The following is an 18,162-nucleotide window of genomic DNA, read 5'->3' as shown; positions in this document are numbered from 1 at the left end:
GGGCCACACGACCCCGGACGTCCGGGATCCCGGATGCGCGATAGCCTGACCGCTGGATGGATCTCTTGATACCAAGAGATCGATCATTTGTACGTCCCACCCGGGGCAGGGACGCCCCACCGACAGCTGTCATACGGAGAACGCCATGACCCGCACTCCCGTGAACGTCACCGTCACCGGCGCGGCCGGCCAGATCGGTTACGCCCTGCTCTTCCGCATCGCCTCCGGCCAGCTGCTCGGCGCGGACGTGCCGGTCAAGCTGCGCCTGCTGGAGATCACTCCCGCGCTGAAGGCCGCCGAGGGCACCGCGATGGAGCTCGACGACTGCGCCTTCCCGCTGCTTCAGGGCATCGACATCACGGACGACCCGAACGTCGCCTTCGACGGCGCGAACGTCGCCCTCCTCGTCGGCGCCCGCCCCCGCACCAAGGGCATGGAGCGCGGTGACCTCCTGGAGGCCAACGGCGGCATCTTCAAGCCGCAGGGCAAGGCCATCAACGACCACGCCGCGGACGACATCAAGGTCCTCGTCGTCGGCAACCCGGCCAACACCAACGCGCTCATCGCGCAGGCCGCCGCGCCGGACGTACCGGCCGAGCGCTTCACCGCGATGACCCGCCTGGACCACAACCGCGCGCTGACCCAGCTCGCGAAGAAGACCGGCTCGACGGTCGCCGACATCAAGCGCCTCACCATCTGGGGCAACCACTCGGCCACCCAGTACCCGGACATCTTCCACGCCACGATCGCCGGCAAGAACGCCGCCGAGGTCGTGAGCGACGAGAAGTGGCTGGCCGAGGACTTCATCCCGACCGTCGCCAAGCGCGGCGCGGCCATCATCGAGGCGCGCGGCGCGTCCTCGGCCGCCTCCGCCGCCAACGCGGCCATCGACCACGTCCACACCTGGGTCAACGGCACCGCGGACGGCGACTGGGCCTCCATGGGCATCCCGTCGGACGGCTCCTACGGCGTCCCGGAGGGCCTGATCTCCTCCTTCCCGGTCACCACCAAGGACGGCCGGTACGAGATCGTCCAGGGCCTGGACGTCAACGAGTTCTCCCGCGCCCGTATCGACGCGTCGGTGCAGGAGCTGGCGGAGGAGCGCGAGGCGGTCCGCGCCCTCGGCCTCATCTGATCTCCCGTAACCGCTTCCGATCCCCGGGTTGCCGCGGCTGCCCGGGGATCAGTGCGTCCGGGGATCAGTGCGTCCGGGTCCGTACGACCCGCTCCGCCAGGTCCAGGAAGACGTTCAGGGTCGGTGTCCGCAGCCCGTTCAACTCCCTTTCCTGGAAGAACGAGGAGCTCAGCGCCCGGTCGAAGGGCACCGCGACCACCTGGTTCACGCTCACCCCGATACGGCTCGCCAGGGCGGCCGGCACGCGCCGCGCGGAAGGCCCGTCGACCTCGGTGACGACGACGATCGCCTCGTCGGCCAGCCGCCAGCGGCGGGCGGTGCGCAGCCGCTCCAGGACCTGCCGGGCCGCGGCGAGGAACCAGTCGGCGGTGCCGCAGCACAGGATCAGCCGGTCGGTCAGGTCCAGCACGGGGTCCGCCGAGTCGTCGAGCCGCTGCGGCGCCCAGTCGGTGAGCACGAAGGAGTAGAACGGCTCCGTCCGGGCCAGCACATGCTCGTAGGCCTGGGCGTGCACCAGGTTCGGGTTGGCGTGGCCGGACGGGTGCGCGGCCACCTCCAGTCCGGACGGCAGCCGGGTGGTCAGGGCTCGGACCTCGTCGTACGACGGGTCGGCGGAAAGCCCCGCGAGATCGCGCACCGTCGCCGGGTTACGGTCCGTCAGGAAGCGTCCCAGGGCCCCCTCGTGGGCCGCTCCGTCGAGGGCGAGGACGGGCTCGCCCCGGACCGCGGCGAGCAGGGAGCCGAGCACCATCGTCGTGGTGGCCCGCCCGCTGTAGTGGTAGGCGCCGACCACCGTGAGGCGCCTGCCGTGCCGCAGAGGTGTCCGCAGCCGGGCCAGCCGGGCCTCCGCCTCGCGGCGGGCGCTGCCGAAGCGGGGCGGGCGCAGGCCCGCCGGCAGACCGGGCCCTGACGGCACACCGGCCCCGGACAGCGGGCCGGCCGACGGCAGGGCGAGCGGGACGCGCTCCGTGGGCAGGGCGTTGACCGCGGACGCCGGCGGGACGGTGCGGGTGACGCGGGACTGGGCGATGTACCGGGCCAGCACGTCCGCGACCTCGGCCGCGCTGGGCCGCTCGGCCGGGTCCGCGGCCAGGCACCGCAGGACGCGCCGCCGCAGCGCTCGCCAGGTGTCGCCCTGCCACAGATGCATGCCCTCCGGCTGGCCGGGCAGCTCCCAGCCGGCCTTGCTGCTGACGGTCTGGAGCAGCTCACCGAGCGCGCGCACGTTGTCCTCGGGGGTCGGCGGCGGCCCCGTGCCCACGTAGGCGCCGTCCACGGCGCAGTCGGAGAGGTCCGCGAGGACGACCGACCGGCGCAGCACGTGGATGTTCTCCGCGTTGAGGTCCGCGAGCACGATCCCGTGCAGATGGCACAGGGCCAGCGCGCTGGCGAGGTGCCAGCCCACGACCAGTGCGGTGATCTTGTCGAAGGGGGCGCGGCCGTCCGTGTGGGCCGCGTTGAAGATCTCTGCCAGGCGGGGCGCGGCGGGCTGCTGCGGGTCTTCGCCGATCGGAGCCACCGCCAGCCAGGGCTGCCGGTCCCCGAGCTCGGTGGAGAGCAGCGCGGGGGCGTACTGGCCCCCCAGCCGGCGCAGGGCCTCCGCCTCGGCCGCCAGGGCGTCGCCGGCCGGATGGTCGGGGCGTGGGGTGCGGACCAGGGCGTGGGCGCCCCGCGCGTCGACGGCGTCGTACTCCACGGTCCGCCGCAGCCGCCGGCGCCGCAGCAGCCGATACGGTCCGAGGCGCCGGGGGTCGTCCTCCAGCAGGGACGTCCAGCCGTCCGGCGATTCGGTGCTCGCGCCGCGCCCCGCCTCCAGTCCCAGGGCCTCACGCTCGAACGACACCCCGAAGCGGGTGAGCAGCCGGCGCTCGACGCTGGTGAACGGGCGGTGGCTGCCGGGGAGATGGGCCGTACCGTCCGGGTGGGCGAGCCAGGCCGGGAAGTCCGGTGAGTGGCCGGCGAGTTGCTCCAGGCGCCGCCCGATGCTGCGGCTGGTCCTGAGCAGTTCGGCCTGCGGAACCGCGTCCAGGAGCACCAGCCTGGAGGTGTCGGAGAAGTCGAAGACCTGGTGCTTGGCGGGCAGTGGCCCCGGCACCGGCGCGGGGTGCGGCCGCATCAGCCCACCGAGGAAGACCTCCGCGAGATGAGAGGTCCGGGCCCGCCACGGGACGGCCGTCTGCACGAGCCGCATGACCGGCACGGTCAGTGGTGACACGGCCGCCAGGTGCGCCGCGAGCCGGTACGCCTCCGGGGTGGCGGCGTCCCGGAAGTGCTGGGCGTCACCCGGCCCGGCGACGGGGCCGCTCGCCCCGTGCCGCCCGGGCCGGGACAGCAGGGGCAGCGGGACCGTGGTGCCGGGGGAGGCGAGGAGATGGGCCCAGTTGCGCAGGGAGGCCGCCGTCGGCTCCAGGACCGGCACCGGAACCCCGTCGAAGGCGGCGAGGTCGGCCGGGAGGACCGGGTCGGTGATGTCCCAGGAGGTGTTGGCGCCGCCGATGCGCCGAGTCGTGGCCTGCCAGCGCTCGGCGTGGATGCCCGAGCCCTCCCACAGGTCGGGCGGCAGGGTGTGGAGCACGGCGGTGGGTCCGCGGGAGGCCCACTGCGACAGCAGCCGGTGCAGGGCGCCGCTGCGCCAGGAGGCGCCCATGCCGTCGCTGACGACGAGGACCAGGGTGTGCCCCGACGGGTCGCTGACGGCGCTGAGCGGCACGGATGTGCTGTCGTGCCGGAAGGGGCGGGCGTGCAGCCGGGGTTCTGGGGCGCTGCGGGTGTCGAGGCCGAGGACGCGGTTGGTGGCGAAGGCGCCGAGTCGTTCGAGGAGGGTGCGCAGTTCGGCGCCGAGGCGGTGCCACAGCAGCATCGACAGACCGTCGTCGACGAGCAGCACCAGATGCAGCCACCGCTCCTGCACGGGCCGTTGCACCACGTCGGGCAGGCGCGTCTCGGCGAGTTCGGCGGCGGTGCGCTCCTCGTCGATCTCCAGGCGATGCGGGCTGGGGTGGCGGCGGCGCAGCGGCCGGAGCGCGCGGCCCAGCGCCAGTTCGGCCGCGAGCGCCTTGTCCTCGGGGACCCGGACGGGCATCGCCCGGTTCGGTTCGCTGCTCTGCCGCAGCCGGATGTCCGGCATCGGCGGCGGCGTGGAACGGGCCGACCCGTACAGGGAGGGGGCGGTGAGGTCGGGCAGGTCCGGGTCGTCGGGGTCCGGCGCCGGCGGCTTCGGACCGGGCTCGTCGGCTTCGGGCGCGGACGGTCCTGCGTCCCCCGGTTGCCCGGCGGGGGTGGGCGGGTTGAGCGCGGTGGCCGCTCCTGCGGGCAGCACCCTGGCCAGCCACAGCACGTCGAGCACCTGATCGGCGTCCAGCTCATGCCCGACACCCCGCAGAACCCGCAAAGCCTCCCCGAGCCGCGCCCCACCGCCCCCGGATCGGGCGCCGGCCAGGCTCTCGCCCCCGCTCACCGCACCCCCCTCACCACGGCCGCCTCGTCATGGTCGTCTCACATCGCGCCGGTGAGCTGGTGCAGTACGGCGTCCAGGAGGCCCTCCGCGTTGAGGTCGACGCCTCCGGTGCGCAGGAACACCGCGTTGAGCAGCTGGTCGGTGGCGAGTTCGCCGGGGGCGCGGCGGCGCAGGAACGCGTCGATCAGGTCGTCGGCCTCGCGCAGCGCCTCCTCGCCGAGGTGGGCGGTGACGATGGCCCGCAGCCGTGCCTCGTCGGGCACCGGCAGGTCGAGCCGGACGCAACGGCGCAGGAAGGCGGGCGGGAAGTCGCGCTCACCGTTGCTGGTGATGACGGCCACCGGGAACTCGGCGCACTGGACCCGCCCCTGACGTACCGTCACCGTGCCTCGGTGATCGGCGGTCTGCACCTCCACCTCGACCATGTCCTCGGGGAGCCGGGTCAGTTCGGGGATGTCGAAGTAGCCCTCCTCGAAGACGGTGAGCAGGTCGTTGGGCAGATCGACGTCGCCCTTGTCCATCTCGTCGATGAGCAGGGCGCGCGGTGTGGCGGAGGGCACCAGCGCGGTGCCGAGCGGGCCGAGCCGGATGAACGTCCCGATGGACGGCTCGCGTTCGCCCCGGTCCCGGCTGAGGGTGGTCTCGCGCAGCCGTCCGATGGCGTCGTACTGGTAGAGCGCCTCGCGCACGGACGACCGGCTGTTGATGGACCAGCGCAGCAGTTCGCCGAGTCGCAACTCGTGCGCCACGGCACGGGCCAGCGAGGACTTGCCGGTGCCCGCCGGTCCGGTGACCAGCAGCGGGCGGCGCAGATGCAGCGCCGCGTTGACGACGTCGGCGTGCTGCTGCTCGATCAGGTAGGGCAGTTCGGGGCGGACGGCCGGCGTCGGGCTGAAGCGGCGCCATGGCGGCGCCGAGGGCAGGGCGACGGCCCGCGGGACACCGTCGCCGCGGAAGAGGCGCCAGTCGGAGCGGGCCTCGGGGTCCTCTGCGGAGGTCATGCGCTCTCCTGGGGTTCGGTCAGGTGCAGCCGGGGCACCGTGCGGTCGGCGTCCGCCCAGGCGAGGACCGGGCGGCCGGGGAACTCGGGAGCGCGCGTCCCCCTGGCGTTGGCCCGGTAGACACGGACCCCGTCGGGCAGTTCACGGGTGGCGACCTCCGCCATGTGCCGCACGACATGGGACGGCGCCGAGGAGGGAGTCGAAGAGGGAGACGCAGCGGAGGCCGCCGAGGATGACACCGAAGACGAAGACGAAGACGAAGACGAGGACGAGGACGAGGACGAGGACGAGGACGACGAAGACGAGGACGACGAAGACGAAGACGAGGACGACGAAGACGAAGACGAGGACGAAGAAGACGAGGACGATGCCTCCGTGCCGTTTCCGCGGTCCCACACCACCACCGGTATGCCCACGGCGAGGCAGATCTGAACGATGGCGTCGCGCGGGCCCGGCGGGACGTCGACGGAGACGCGGACGGTGTCGAGCCGGCCCATGAGCTCGTAGTAGATCTGGTGCGGGTCCTGGGCGGGGTCCGAGACGACCAGCGTCTCCCCCGAGTCGAGCTGCCGCCACCGCTCCCGCCAGTCCGGGAGGAACCGCTCGTGCCGGCGCAGCAGTTCCGGGCAGTGCACCACCAGCGGGAACTCGACCCCGAGCACACCCGGCACGACCTCCCCCGGCGCCTGGGCGGCCCATTCGTCGACCGGGAGATTGAGGTCGGCGCGGTCCACGAGGACCTCGACCAGCGGTCGCGCCCCGTCCGTCGCCGAGGGCGCGAGGGACTCCAGGACCCGCAGCAGTTCGCGGGCCGCCCCCGATGCCGAGTACGTGGCGGAACTGTCGACCGACATCTGCCGCGGCCCGGTGCCCTCGTCGCACCACACGCGCATCCGGTGCCGCCCCCGCCCGGCCCGCGTCACCTGGGCCAGGACCCGCACCCGCCGCGCCCCGCCGCGCAGCATCCGGGCCCAGTCCCCGGCGTCCGAGCGCCGCTCGCGCAGCGCCGCCGACGGAATGCCGAGCCGTCCGGCCACCCCGTCCGACCACAGCCGCAGGTCCGCCTTGCGGGGCTGCGGACACAGGGCGGCGATGTACTCGACGACCCGCAGCAGCGCGGGGACCCGGGGCCCGCCGTCGTCGGAGTGGCCGTCGCCGGGCAGTGTCTCCAGGCGGTCGAGGACGATGTCGAGGGTGTCCCCGTCGGCCGGCACCGCGACCCGCTTCGTCGCCTCGCGCACCGCCTCGGGGAACCGCGCGAGGACGGGCCGTTCGATCCGGCGCAGGACCTGGTGCAGCCGCCGGTGCTCGCGCGGTGCGAGCAGCAGCGGAATGTCCGTGAGCCGGCCGGCGACCAGTACCCGGTCTGCGGACCTCGGATCCCTGGGCCGCAGGATCTCGACCAGGGCGGGCAGTGCGCGCGGATGGGTGACCAGGAAGTCCGCGAACTCCTCGACCGTGGGTGGCGTCACCGGGCTGCCCGGCGCGATCCCGCACTCGTGCGCGAGCTGACGGGCGGTGTCACCGAGCGTGTACGGCGAGGCGAGGGCGTTCCTGAGGGCCATCACCAGCATGCCGTGAGCGGGATCGTCGGACTCGACGTCTCCACCGCTTCCCACGCCCCCCAAGCCGCCCGCACCCCCCGCGCCGTGCTGGGCTCCCGGGCCGCATGTGCCGTCCGGGTCGAGGACGCCGAGGGGGCGCAGTTCCGCCTCGACCCGCTGCCAGGGGATGCCCCAGCTGCGCCGGATCAGGTGCTGCGGGTCGGGCGGCAGACGGGCTCCGTCCGGACCGCACGGTGGCATGTAGTGCGCGGCGACGAGCCCTACGACGGCGCCGTCCTCCTCCGACCAGAGCGGACCCCCGCTGTAGCCGGGGCCGACCGCCATCCCGGTGCTCTTGCCGTCGAGGTAGCCGATCGGGCCGTCCAGAGCGGCGACCTCGAGATCCGCGAAGGTCGCGCCGTGCCCGCTGCCGTGCCAGGCCCGCACCTTCTGGCCGGGCGTCATGGCCGCACGCGGTGCGGGGGCGGGGACGCTGCCGAGCGGTGCCTCGATCCGCAGCACCGCGAGATCGCCGAGCCACTCGCGGTCGCCGTCCCGCACCGCCCCGCCGTCAAGAGCGCGCGGAGCGATCCAGTGCACCACGCGCGCGGGATACCGCGTGGTCCGCAGCGGGCCGTCCAGCGCGACGAACACCTCGTCCAGCCTCGGTGTCCGGGTCTCGAAGAGTGCTCTGCCCAAGGCGTCGTTGATCACGTGTGCGCAGGTCAGCACCGTGTCGATGCCGAGCACGACCGCCCCGCCCGCCGTCCTGCCGTCCGCCGACCGGCGCACGGAGGCGACGCGTGATCCCGCCTCCGCGTCGCCGGACGTCCCCACGGCCTTGAACCAGCCCATGGTTCACTCCGTGCCGGGCGCCGGTTTCCAGCTGGCGGTCACCGTGAGATGCGCCTGACCGTTCCCGCCCACGATCCCGAGTTTCAGATCCTGCCCGATCTGCACGCCGAAGGTGACGCTCAGCTCGGCCGGCGGGTCCGGCACGGCCGAGACGACGTCGTGCACCTCTTGCAGCAGCGGCCCGAGCGGTTTGAGCGCGGTGCGCAGCGCCCCCGCCGCGAAGCTGGCGACGGCGGCTCCTCCGGTGGCCACGGGGACGGCTCTGCCCATGCCCTCGGGGAGGTCGGCATCGCCGTCGGGGCGGGCGGCACCGCCGTCGTGGACGGGAGGCGCGGACGTCAACACGAATCTGACGGGCGTGCCGTCGTCCAACTCTTCTTCTGCGCTTATCGGTTGGGCCACGCCGACATTGTGATCGACGAGACGAGGACGGACCAGCCCCCCGCGTCGAAGAGCGGCGCTCCGTACCGACGAGTTGACGCCCGAGTTCCTGTACGAGGCCGACCGCCCGACCGTAGCCTGCGGGTCATGAGTGACAGTGAGAACAACGATCCCGTACTGCTGGAGCCGCCCGTCGCCGGCTCCGAGGCCGACACGCTGGTCGGCTCCCTGGAGCGGCAGCGCAGGATCCTGGCCTGGAAGTGCGAGGGCCTGGACGCGGCCGCACTGAACACCCGGCTCGCGCCCTCGACCCTCACCCTGGGCGGGCTGCTGAAACATCTGGCGCTGGTGGAGGACGAGTACCTCACCCGGCGTCTGCTGGGCAAGCCGCTGGGCGCGCCCTGGGACACGGTCGACTGGGACGCCGAGCCCGACTGGGAGTGGCGGTCCGCCGCCTCCGACACGCCCGAGCAGTTGTACGGGCTGTGGGAGGCGGCCGTGGCCCGCTCCCGGGCCCATGTCCGGCAGGCGCTCGCGGCGGGCGGACCCGACAGTCTCGTCGCCTACACGAGCGCGCGCGGCGAGTCGCCCAGCCTGCGTCACATATTCGTCGACCTGATCGAGGAGTACGCCCGCCACGTGGGCCAGGCCGACCTGATCCGCGAGTCGATCGACGGCCGGGTGGGGGAGGACCCGCCTCACTGAACAAGCGATCACTGTTCCTTTTGTTCCCATATGCCCGCATTTTCAGTGACGCGGCGCACTTTCGGCCATGGATTGCGCATGCAAGCGAGGGGCGGGGGCAGGCGATCGCGGTCCCCGAGAGTGCCCAGCGGGTGACACAGGGGGACTGAACAGGAACGGAAGGCAACACCGATCATGGCCGACAGGACGGAACAGCCGGAACTGCGAGAGCACCGGACGATTCATATCGGCGGCGAGTGGCTGGAAGCGGCCTCCGGCGCCACCCGCGAGATCCTCGACCCCGCGGACGGCCGCCCCTTCGCCGTGGTGGCGGAGGGCGACGAGAAGGACACCGACCTGGCGGTCGCGGCCGCCCGGGCCGCCTTCGCCGGCGGCACGGGCGGCTGGCCGCTCACCCCCGCCGTGGAACGCGCCGCCGTGCTGCACCGCGTCGCCGACCTCCTCATACGCGACCGCGAACGCCTCGGCCTGCTGGAGAGCCGGGACGCGGGCAAGACGCTCGAAGAGGGCCGCGTCGACATCGACTGCGTCGCCGACGCCTTCCGCTACTTCGCCGGCCTCGTCGCCGCCGAGGCCCCGGGCCGGGTCGTCGACGCGGGCACGGCCGACGTCCACAGTGTCGTCGTCCACGAACCCGTCGGCGTCTGCGCGCTGATCACCCCCTGGAACTACCCGCTGCTCCAGGCGAGCTGGAAGATCGCCCCGGCCCTCGCCGCGGGCAACACCTTCGTCGTCAAGCCGAGCGAGATCACCCCGCTGACGACCATCGCGCTGATCGACCTGCTGCTCGAGGCCGGGCTGCCCGCCGGGGTCGCGGGCATCGTCACCGGTCCCGGGCACACCGTCGGCGCCCGGCTCGCCGAGCATCCCGACGTAGACCTCGTCTCCTTCACCGGCGGCCTGGTCAGCGGCGCGAAGGTCGCGCGGGCGGCCGCCCCGACCGTCAAGAAGGTGGCCCTCGAACTCGGCGGCAAGAACCCCAACGTGGTCTTCGCCGACGCCTGCGCCACCGCCGAGGCCTTCGACACCGCCGTCGACCAGGCCCTCAACGCGGCCTTCATCCACAGCGGCCAGGTCTGCTCGGCGGGCTCCCGCCTCATCGTCGAGGAGTCGGTGAGGGACCGCTTCGTCACCGAACTCGCCCGCAGGGCAGGCCGGATCAGGCTCGGCCGCGGCACCGAGGACGGCGTCGAGTGCGGGCCGCTCGTCTCCGAGCAGCAGCGCGCCAAGACCGAGGCGTACGTCGCCTCCGCGCTCGCCGAGGGCGCGGTGCTGCGTACCGGCGGCGAGCGGCCGGAACCCGCCCCGCACCGCCCCGAGTCCGGCTACTTCTACGAGCCCACCGTCCTCGACCACTGCCACCGCGAGATGCGGGTCGTGCGGGAGGAGGTCTTCGGTCCGGTCCTCACCGTCGAGACCTTCCGCACCGAGGACGAGGCCGTCGCGCTCGCAAACGACACCGAGTACGGCCTCGCGGGCGCCGTCTGGACCGCCGACGCGGGCCGGGCACGACGGGTCGCCGGGCGGCTGCGCCACGGCACCGTCTGGATCAACGACTTCCACCCCTACCTGCCGCAGGCGGAGTGGGGCGGCTTCGGCAAGAGCGGTGTGGGCCGCGAACTGGGTCCGGCCGGGCTCGCCGAGTACCGCGAGACCAAGCACGTCTACCAGAACCTCGCGCCGAAGCCCGTCCGCTGGTTCGCAGGCTGACCCCCGGCCGCCCCCAAGACCTCGCGCCAGACCTCGCGCCAGACCTCGCGCCAGACCTCGCACGCCCCTGGAGTACCCCCCATGTCCGAGAACCCCCACGTCTACGACTATGTGGTCATCGGAGGCGGAACCGCCGGTTCCGTCATCGCCTCCCGGCTGACCGAGAACCCCGACACCACCGTCGCCGTCATCGAGGGCGGCCCCACCGACGTCGGCCGCGACGACGTCCTCACCCTGCGCCGCTGGATGGGCCTGCTCGGCGGCGAGCTCGACTACGACTACCCGACCACCGAGCAGCCACGCGGCAACTCCCACATCCGGCACAGCCGCGCCCGCGTCCTCGGCGGCTGCTCCTCCCACAACACGCTCATCGCCTTCAAGCCGCTGCCCTCCGACTTCGACGAGTGGGAGGCGGCCGGCGCCCAGGGCTGGGGCGCGGTCCCGATGGAGGCCTACTACGCGCGCCTGCTGAACAACATCGTCCCGGTCGACGAGAAGGACCGGAACGCCATCGCCCGCGACTTCGTCGAAGCGGCACAGCAGGCCGTCGGGGTACCCCGCGTCGAGGGCTTCAACCGCAAGCCCTTCACCGACGGCGTCGGCTTCTTCGACCTCGCCTACCACCCCGAGACCAACAAGCGCTCCAGCGCGTCGGTGGCCTACCTGCACCCGGTGCTCGACGAGCGGCCCAACCTGACGATCCTGCTGGAGACCTGGGCGTACCGGCTGGAGCTGGACGGCGCCCGGGCACAGGGCGTGCACGTCCGCAGGAAGGACGGCGAGGAGATCCTCGTACGGGCCCGGCGCGAGGTCGTGCTGTGCGCGGGAGCCGTCGACTCGCCCCGGCTCCTCCTGCACTCCGGCATCGGACCCAAGGCCGACCTGGACGCCCTCGGCATCCCCGTCGTCCACGACCTGCCCGGCGTCGGCGAGAACCTCCTCGACCACCCCGAGTCGGTGATCGTCTGGGAGACCCACGGACCGATACCGGAGAACTCCGCGATGGACTCCGACGCCGGCCTGTTCGTGCGCCGCGACCCCGAACACGCGGGCCCCGACCTGATGTTCCACTTCTACCAGGTCCCCTTCACGGACAACCCGGAGCGACTGGGCTACGAACGCCCGCCCTACGGAGTCTCGATGACCCCCAACATCCCCAAGCCGAAGTCCCGCGGACGGCTCTACCTGCGGAGCGCGGACCCGGCCGTGAAGCCCGCCCTCGACTTCCGCTACTTCACCGACGAGGACGACTACGACGGCCGCACACTCGTCGACGGCATCCGCATCGCCCGCGAGATCGCGAAGACCGAGCCGCTGGCCGGCTGGCTCAAACGCGAGGTGGCCCCCGGCCCGCACATCACGGGCGACAAGGAACTGAGCGAGTACGCCCGCAAGGTCGCCCACACCGTGTACCACCCGGCGGGCACCTGCCGGATGGGCGCCGTCGACGACGAACAGGCAGTCGTCGACCCGCAGTTGAAGGTGCGCGGACTGGACGGTCTGCGAATCGCCGACGCGTCCGTGTTCCCGACCATGACCGCCGTCAACCCGATGATCGGGGTGCTGATGGTCGGTGAGAAAGCCGTCGACCTGATCGGAGGCGATGCACGATGACGATCACGCCCGCCACCCGCAAGCCGCCCACCACGGGCGCCGACGACCCCGTCTTCTCGGTCGACGGCCTGTGGAAGGTCTTCGGCCCCAAGGCCGACCGGATCCCCGCCGACCCCGAACTGGCCTCGCTGGCCCCCGCCGAGCTGCGCTCCCGCACCGGCTGCACGGCCGCCGTCCGGGACGTCTCCTTCGACGTCCGCAAGGGCGAGGTCTTCGTCGTGATGGGCCTGTCCGGCTCCGGCAAGTCCACCCTCGTGCGCTGTCTGACCCGGCTGATCGAGCCGACGGCCGGCACGATCGCCGTCGATGGCGAGGACGTCCGCGCGATGGACCGCACCCGGCTGCGCGAACTGCGCCGGCACCGCGCCGCCATGGTCTTCCAGCACTTCGGCCTGCTCCCGCACCGCACCGTCCTCGACAACGTGGCCTACGGCCTGGAGATCCAGGGCATGGGGCGTGCCGAGCGGCGGGCCCGCGCGAAGGACGTCGTCGCGAAGGTCGGCCTCGACGGCATGGAACAGCGCAGGCCCGCCCAGCTCTCCGGCGGCCAGCGGCAACGCGTCGGCCTGGCCCGGGCGCTGGCCGTCGACCCTGAGGTCCTCCTCTTCGACGAGCCGTTCAGCGCGCTCGACCCGCTCATCCGGCGCGACATGCAGGAGGAGGTCGTCCGCCTGCACCGTGAGGAGGGCCGCACGATGGTCTTCATCACGCACGACCTCAGCGAGGCGCTGAAACTGGGCGACCGCATCGCCCTCATGCGCGACGGCCGGGTGGTGCAGTTGGGCACCCCCGAGGAGATCGTGGGCTCCCCGGCCGACGACTATGTCCGCGAGTTCGTCCGCGACGTACCGCGCGAGCAGGTACTGACGGTCCGCACGGCCATGCGGCCCGCGTCCGCGGGGGAGGCGGGCAGCGGCCCGGCGGTGTCCCCGGCCGCGACGGTCTCCCAGGCCATCGAGGCGGTGGCCCGGGCAGGCACTCCGGCCCGCGTCATGAACGCGGGCCGCTGCCTGGGCGTGGTCGACTCGGACACCCTCCTGGCAGTGGTCGCCGGAACGTCAACCACCCCCACTCCTGCCACTGATGCGACCGCCGACGCCATGCCGGCCGGCACGGCCGACGATGCCGCCGTAGCTGCGGGCAGTCGTGCCGCTGGGGCGGCGCCCGTCCCCAAGCAAGCGGCGCCCCGTCAGCGCGGGCAAGCGCCCCAGCCCCCCAGCACCGACACGGAGGCCGTCTGATGGCAACGGTCACCGTTCCCACCCCCCGACTCGCCCTGCCCGGCTTCCTCAAACACCAGGCCGCCCGCAAGCTCCTCGTCCTCGCCCTGGCCGCCGCCATCCTCGTCCCGCTGGCCAACGCCCGCTGGTCCAGCGGCAGCTGGCCCGCATCGCTGACCGTCGACCTCACCAAGCCCCTCACCAGCACCAGCGACTGGATCATCGACAACCGGGACAGCCACCCCCTGTTCCTCTACTTCCTCGGCCACATCAGCAACGGAGTGGTCCTCTCCGTACGCGCCGTCTACCTCCTCCTGCTCGCCGCCGGCTGGGCGGGCGTCACCACGGCGGGCGCGCTGATCGCCTGGCGCGTCGCCGGCGTGCGCCTCGCGCTCGGCACGGCGGCCGCGTTCCTGGCCTGCGGCCTGCTCGGCATGTGGGTGCCGACGATGCAGACGCTCGCCCTGATGGTCGTCGCCGTCCTCGCCTCGGTCGTCGTGGGCGCGCTGCTCGGCCTGGCCGGCGGTCTCTCCGAGCGCCTCGACCGTGCCCTGCGCCCGGTCCTGGACACCATGCAGGTGCTGCCCGCGTTCGCGTACCTCCTCCCGGTCGTGCTCGTCTTCGGCATCGGCGTCCCGGCGGCCGTCCTGGCCACCGTCGTCTACGCCGCCCCGCCCATGGCCCGGCTCACCGCGCTCGGTCTGCGCGGAGCCGACAAGGAGGTCCTGGAGGCGGTGGACTCGCTGGGCGCGACCGCACGCCAACGTCTGCTGACCGCCCGGATCCCGCTGGCCCGCAGGGAACTCCTCCTCGGCCTCAACCAGACGATCATGATGGCGCTGTCGATGGCGGTCATCGCGTCGGTGATCGGCGCGGGCGGCCTCGGTGACCGCGTCTACCAGGCGCTGGCCTCCGTCGACGTGGGCGCGGCCCTCGCCGCCGGCATCCCGATCGTGCTGCTCGCGGTCGTCCTGGACCGCGTCACGGCCGCCGCCGGACACGGGAGCGACGACCCGCCCGCCCGGTGGACCACATGGGTCTACGCGGCGGCCGCCGCCGTGGTCGTGGCCCTCGCCGGACGCGCGGTGGGCCGGCTCGACTGGCCCGACTCCTGGACGGTGACCATCGCCGCCCCGGTCAACGACGCCGTCGGCTGGATGACCGACCACCTCTACTCCGGGGTGCCCGTCGTCGGTGGCACCGCCGACTGGGCAGGCCACTTCACCACCTGGGTCCTCGACCCCCTCCGAGACGGCCTGCAGGGGCTGCCCTGGTGGGCGGTGCTGCTGCTGGTCGCCGCCATCGCCTGGCCGATCGGCACCTGGCGCACCGCGCTGACCGCCGTCCTCGCGCTCGCCGCGACCGGTGTGCTCGGCGTGTGGGAGCCGTCCCTGGACACCCTGTCCCAGGTGCTGGCCGCCGTCGCCGTCACCCTCGTCCTGGGCTTCGCGATCGGCGTCGCCGCCGCCCGCGGCGACCGCTTCGAGCGGCTGCTGCGGCCCGTCCTGGACGTGTTCCAGACGATGCCGCAGTTCGTGTACCTGATCCCGGTCGTCGCCCTGTTCGGCGTCGGCCGCGCACCCGCCGTCGCGGCGGCCGTCGTCTACGCGCTGCCCGCCGTCGTCCGGATCACCGCGCAGGGCCTGCGGCAGGTCGACCAGGCGGCGATGGAGTCGGCCCGCTCCCTCGGCGCGACCGGCACGCAACAGCTCCGACAGGTCCAACTCCCGCTGGCCCGGCCCGCGTTGCAGCTCGCCGTGAACCAGGGCGTGGTCCTCGTCCTCGCCGTCGTCGTCATCGGCGGTCTGGTCGGTGGCGGCGCGCTCGGCTACAACGCCGTCTTCGGGCTCGCCCAGGGCGACCTCGCGACCGGTCTGGTGGCCGGCGCCGCGATCGTCTGCCTCGGCCTGATGCTCGACCGGGTGACACAGCCGACGGAACGCCGCGCGAAGAAGGGAGCGTGACATGCGCCTTCGTATGCGGATGCGTACGCGCATCACGACGACGGCCGCCGTGGCCGGCGCCTCGGCGCTGCTGCTGTCCGGCTGCGGCGCCGCCGACATGACCAGGCAGGCCTCCCCCTTCGCCAACGCGCAGGGCGCGAAGACCGTGACCCTGTCGGTCCAGTCCTGGGTGGGCGCGCAGTCCAACGTAGCCGTCGCCCAGTACCTCCTCGAACACAAGCTCGGCTACCGCGTGGACACCGTGCAGGTCGACGAGATCCCCGCCTGGGACGCGCTCAGCCAGGGCCGGGTCGACGCGATCCTGGAGGACTGGGGCCACCCCGACCAGGAGAAGCGGTACGTCGACGACAAGAAGACGATCGCGCGCGGCGGCGACCTCGGCGTCACCGGGCACATCGGCTGGTTCGTGCCGACATACCTCGTCGAACAGCACCCCGACATCACGAACTGGAAGAACCTCAACAAGTACGCGTCCCTGTTCCGCACCGCCGAGAGCGGCGGCAAGGGCCAGCTCATGGACGGCTCCCCGTCCTACGTCACCAACGACAAGGCCCTGGTCGACAACCTGAAGCTCGACTACCAGGTCGTCTTCGCCGGTTCGGAGGCCGCGCAGATCACCCAGATCCGCCAGTTCGCCAAGGAGAAGAAACCCTTCCTGACGTACTGGTACGCCCCACAGTGGCTGTTCAAGAAGGTCCCGATGACGGAGGTGAAGCTCCCCGCGTACAAGGAGGGCTGCGACGCCGACCCGGCGAAGGTGGCCTGCGGCTACCCGCACACCCCGCTGGAGAAGTACCTCAACGCGGACTTCGCGACGGACGGCGGCAAGGCGGCCGCGTTCCTGAAGAAGTTCAAGTGGACGACGGAGGACCAGAACGAGGTCTCCCTGATGATCGCCGACCAGAAACTCACCCCGGAGGAGGCGGCGAAGAGGTGGGTGAACAGCCACGAGCCCACCTGGAAGCGGTGGCTGTCCTGACCTGAAAGGGGGTCCGAGGCCGTCGTCTCGGACCCCCTTTCTGCAGGAGTCGGCGTCAGCCCAGTTGCTTCACCGTGCTGGTGGTGTAGCCGCTGGTGCGCAGCGTCGTGGCGGTGCCGATCGCTGTGGCGCCGCCCCTGTACAGCAGGAGTGCTCCGGCACTGTTGGTCGCCCAGATGTCGGGGATGCCGTCCCCGGTGGTGTCGGGGCTGCCGTAGAGCAGGGGGAAGGCGGCCCGGGTCATGGTGCTGGTGACGTACATGACGTCGCCGCCGCCCAGGCTCGCGCCGGATGTGCCCAGGCTGGTCAGGACCGTGCCCACGCCGTCGCTGTCGAGGATGCCCTTGCGCAGGAGGATATGGCCGGCCGAAGTGCGGTACGTCAGGTCGGCCGCGCCGTCGCCGTTGTAGTCGGCGATGGCCACGAAGTCCCGTGCGGCGTCGGCCCAGTCGGAAGTGGTCAGCTGAGTGGCCGTGCTGAAGGACCCGCCGCTGTAGCCGGTGAAGACCCACAGTTCGGCGCCGCCCACTCCGCCGGTCACGAACAGCTCGGGCTGACCGTCACCCGTGATGTCGCCCGCCGACTTGATCTCCGTGAAGGTGGCGGGGGCGGGGGCGTTGGCCGGGAGCTGCACCTCGATGCGCTTGCTGACGTCGATCGCGCCGTAGCCGTCGCCGGGGTAGATGAAGAGCAGACCCTCGGGCGTGCGGACCACCCAGTCGGTGACGCCGTCGGAGGGGGCGAAGTCGCCGTTGTGGGTGACCAGGGAATACCTGCTCGTGCCGTCCCAGATGTGCGGGGCGGTCTTGCCGCCGGTGAGCAGGTTCCCCTTGTCGTGGGTGCCGAATGTGTCGGCGATATAGGCGCCGTTCTGCGACACCGCGCTGATCGTGAGGTTGCCGGCGGCGTCGACCGTGCCGAAGTCGGCGGTGCCGTCGCCGTTCAGGTCGCCCGCGCCGTCGGGCGTCGAGCGGGGCGTGACGTAGAAGAAGTACTTGGTGGCGTTGGGGGAGACGTTGCCGGCCGAGTCGACTTCCTTGACGTACAGGGTGTTGGGACCCGCTGAGGGCGGCTGGACGCCGGTGACGGTGGCCGACTTGATGGGCGTGGTGCAGGAGGCGGTGAGACCGCCCGTGGTGCCCTGCTTGCCGTTGGCACAGACGTAGCCGGCGTAATTGGTGGAGTTGATGGAGTAGACGAACTTCACGATGTCGGTCTCGGCGGGGTCGCCGACCGCGAAGGTGAAGGCGCCGCCGGTGCCGAAGGGCTCCTTGGACCAGGCCTCGGGGTCGCCGTCCCCGTCGTCGTCGCCGGGGAAGTCCGTCGAGACGGGGGGAGCGGGGGAGTCGGGCAGGTCGGTGTCGTAGACGAACCGGCAGTAGCCGGTGCCGGGTGAGTAGGCGCTGCTGGTCGTGGCGTCCCAGGCGCGCACCCGGTCGCGCAAGCGCCTGGCCTCCGTCGACGCCTGTGCCCAGCGTGAGCAGGGCGTCCGGCTGACCGAGTACACCTCCGACGCCGACGGCAACGAGACCGGCCAGCGCAACGCCTGCGGCGTGGAGGGCGACGCGGTCACCACGACCCTGTTGTCCAAGGTCGA

The 18,162-nt window shown here is 72.5% G+C and carries 12 protein-coding genes; 7 read left to right on the top strand and 5 right to left on the bottom strand.

All coding sequences use genetic code 11. The annotated features are described in order from the left end of the window. Positions 1-145: 145 nt before the first annotated feature. A complete protein-coding gene (locus B5557_RS17155; protein ID WP_079660315.1) occupies positions 146-1,135 on the top strand; it encodes a malate dehydrogenase in 990 nt (329 codons plus the stop codon). 64 nt (positions 1,136-1,199) lie between these two features. Here B5557_RS17155 and B5557_RS17150 read toward each other — a convergent pair whose 3' ends face one another. The 4 genes from B5557_RS17150 to B5557_RS17135 are packed head-to-tail and all read right to left on the bottom strand — an operon-like array spanning position 1,200 to position 8,394. Further along, complete coding sequence (locus B5557_RS17150) at positions 1,200-4,592, bottom strand: SAV_2336 N-terminal domain-related protein (RefSeq protein ID WP_143688189.1); 3,393 nt, start codon at positions 4,590-4,592, stop codon at positions 1,200-1,202. A 38-nt stretch (positions 4,593-4,630) separates the two neighbouring features. Beyond that, positions 4,631-5,593, bottom strand: a complete 963-nt coding sequence (locus B5557_RS17145) for an AAA family ATPase (protein ID WP_079660313.1) — start codon at positions 5,591-5,593, stop codon at positions 4,631-4,633. Continuing rightward, positions 5,590-7,992: a VMAP-C domain-containing protein gene (locus B5557_RS17140; RefSeq protein ID WP_079660312.1), complete on the bottom strand. Its 2,403-nt coding sequence runs from the start codon at positions 7,990-7,992 to the stop codon at positions 5,590-5,592. The genes B5557_RS17145 and B5557_RS17140 overlap by 4 nt, the downstream gene beginning before the upstream one ends. Positions 7,993-7,995: 3 nt before the next feature. Further along, the gene (locus B5557_RS17135) at positions 7,996-8,394 is read right to left on the bottom strand and encodes a CU044_2847 family protein (RefSeq protein WP_231976377.1); all 399 of its coding nucleotides are present in this window, start codon (positions 8,392-8,394) and stop codon (positions 7,996-7,998) included. Between the two features lie 126 nt (positions 8,395-8,520). Between B5557_RS17135 and B5557_RS17130 the strand changes: the two genes are divergently transcribed. The 6 genes from B5557_RS17130 to B5557_RS17105 all read left to right on the top strand — a co-directional run bounded on the left by B5557_RS17130 (position 8,521) and on the right by B5557_RS17105 (position 16,565). Continuing rightward, positions 8,521-9,078 carry a DinB family protein gene (locus B5557_RS17130; RefSeq protein ID WP_079660309.1) on the top strand — a complete coding sequence of 186 codons (558 nt, stop codon included), beginning with the start codon at positions 8,521-8,523 and terminating at the stop codon, positions 9,076-9,078. 174 nt (positions 9,079-9,252) lie between these two features. Continuing rightward, positions 9,253-10,788, top strand: a complete 1,536-nt coding sequence (locus B5557_RS17125) for an aldehyde dehydrogenase family protein (RefSeq protein ID WP_079660307.1) — start codon at positions 9,253-9,255, stop codon at positions 10,786-10,788. A gap of 81 nt (positions 10,789-10,869) precedes the next feature. Next, positions 10,870-12,402, top strand: a complete 1,533-nt coding sequence (locus B5557_RS17120; RefSeq protein WP_079660306.1) for a GMC family oxidoreductase — start codon at positions 10,870-10,872, stop codon at positions 12,400-12,402. Then, entirely contained in the window at positions 12,399-13,643 is a 1,245-nt protein-coding gene (locus B5557_RS17115) for a quaternary amine ABC transporter ATP-binding protein (RefSeq protein ID WP_079660304.1), read from the top strand. The genes B5557_RS17120 and B5557_RS17115 overlap by 4 nt, the downstream gene beginning before the upstream one ends. Next, positions 13,643-15,586 (top strand): ABC transporter permease, encoded by a 1,944-nt coding sequence (locus B5557_RS17110; RefSeq protein WP_079660303.1) that lies wholly within the window; start codon positions 13,643-13,645, stop codon positions 15,584-15,586. Before B5557_RS17115 ends, B5557_RS17110 begins: the two co-directional genes overlap by 1 nt. Positions 15,587-15,605: 19 nt before the next feature. After that, a complete protein-coding gene (locus B5557_RS17105; RefSeq protein ID WP_079664831.1) occupies positions 15,606-16,565 on the top strand; it encodes an ABC transporter substrate-binding protein in 960 nt (319 codons plus the stop codon). A 55-nt stretch (positions 16,566-16,620) separates the two neighbouring features. Here the strand turns inward: B5557_RS17105 and B5557_RS17100 are convergent, their stop codons facing one another. Further along, entirely contained in the window at positions 16,621-18,156 is a 1,536-nt protein-coding gene (locus B5557_RS17100; RefSeq protein ID WP_159424393.1) for an FG-GAP repeat domain-containing protein, read from the bottom strand. Positions 18,157-18,162 lie beyond the last annotated feature (6 nt).

Source organism: Streptomyces sp. 3214.6 (genome assembly GCF_900129855.1).
In the GTDB taxonomy this organism is placed as follows: Bacteria; Actinomycetota; Actinomycetes; order Streptomycetales; family Streptomycetaceae; genus Streptomyces; species Streptomyces soliscabiei.
The sequence above is the reverse complement of the archived record's forward strand: the minus strand, read 5'-3'. Positions and strand labels throughout refer to the sequence as shown.

Excerpts from the sequence above, each read along its gene's own strand:
- B5557_RS17120 (WP_079660306.1), top strand. The coding sequence starts at position 10,870 with ATGTCCGAGAACCCCCACGTCTACGACTATGTGGTCATCGGAGGCGGA.
- B5557_RS17140 (WP_079660312.1), bottom strand. The coding sequence starts at position 7,992 with ATGGGCTGGTTCAAGGCCGTGGGGACGTCCGGCGACGCGGAGGCGGGA.
- B5557_RS17125 (WP_079660307.1), top strand. The coding sequence starts at position 9,253 with ATGGCCGACAGGACGGAACAGCCGGAACTGCGAGAGCACCGGACGATT.
- B5557_RS17115 (WP_079660304.1), top strand. The coding sequence starts at position 12,399 with ATGACGATCACGCCCGCCACCCGCAAGCCGCCCACCACGGGCGCCGAC.
- B5557_RS17110 (WP_079660303.1), top strand. The coding sequence starts at position 13,643 with ATGGCAACGGTCACCGTTCCCACCCCCCGACTCGCCCTGCCCGGCTTC.
- B5557_RS17105 (WP_079664831.1), top strand. The coding sequence starts at position 15,606 with ATGCGTACGCGCATCACGACGACGGCCGCCGTGGCCGGCGCCTCGGCG.
- B5557_RS17155 (WP_079660315.1), top strand. The coding sequence starts at position 146 with ATGACCCGCACTCCCGTGAACGTCACCGTCACCGGCGCGGCCGGCCAG.
- B5557_RS17130 (WP_079660309.1), top strand. The coding sequence starts at position 8,521 with ATGAGTGACAGTGAGAACAACGATCCCGTACTGCTGGAGCCGCCCGTC.
- B5557_RS17145 (WP_079660313.1), bottom strand. The coding sequence starts at position 5,593 with ATGACCTCCGCAGAGGACCCCGAGGCCCGCTCCGACTGGCGCCTCTTC.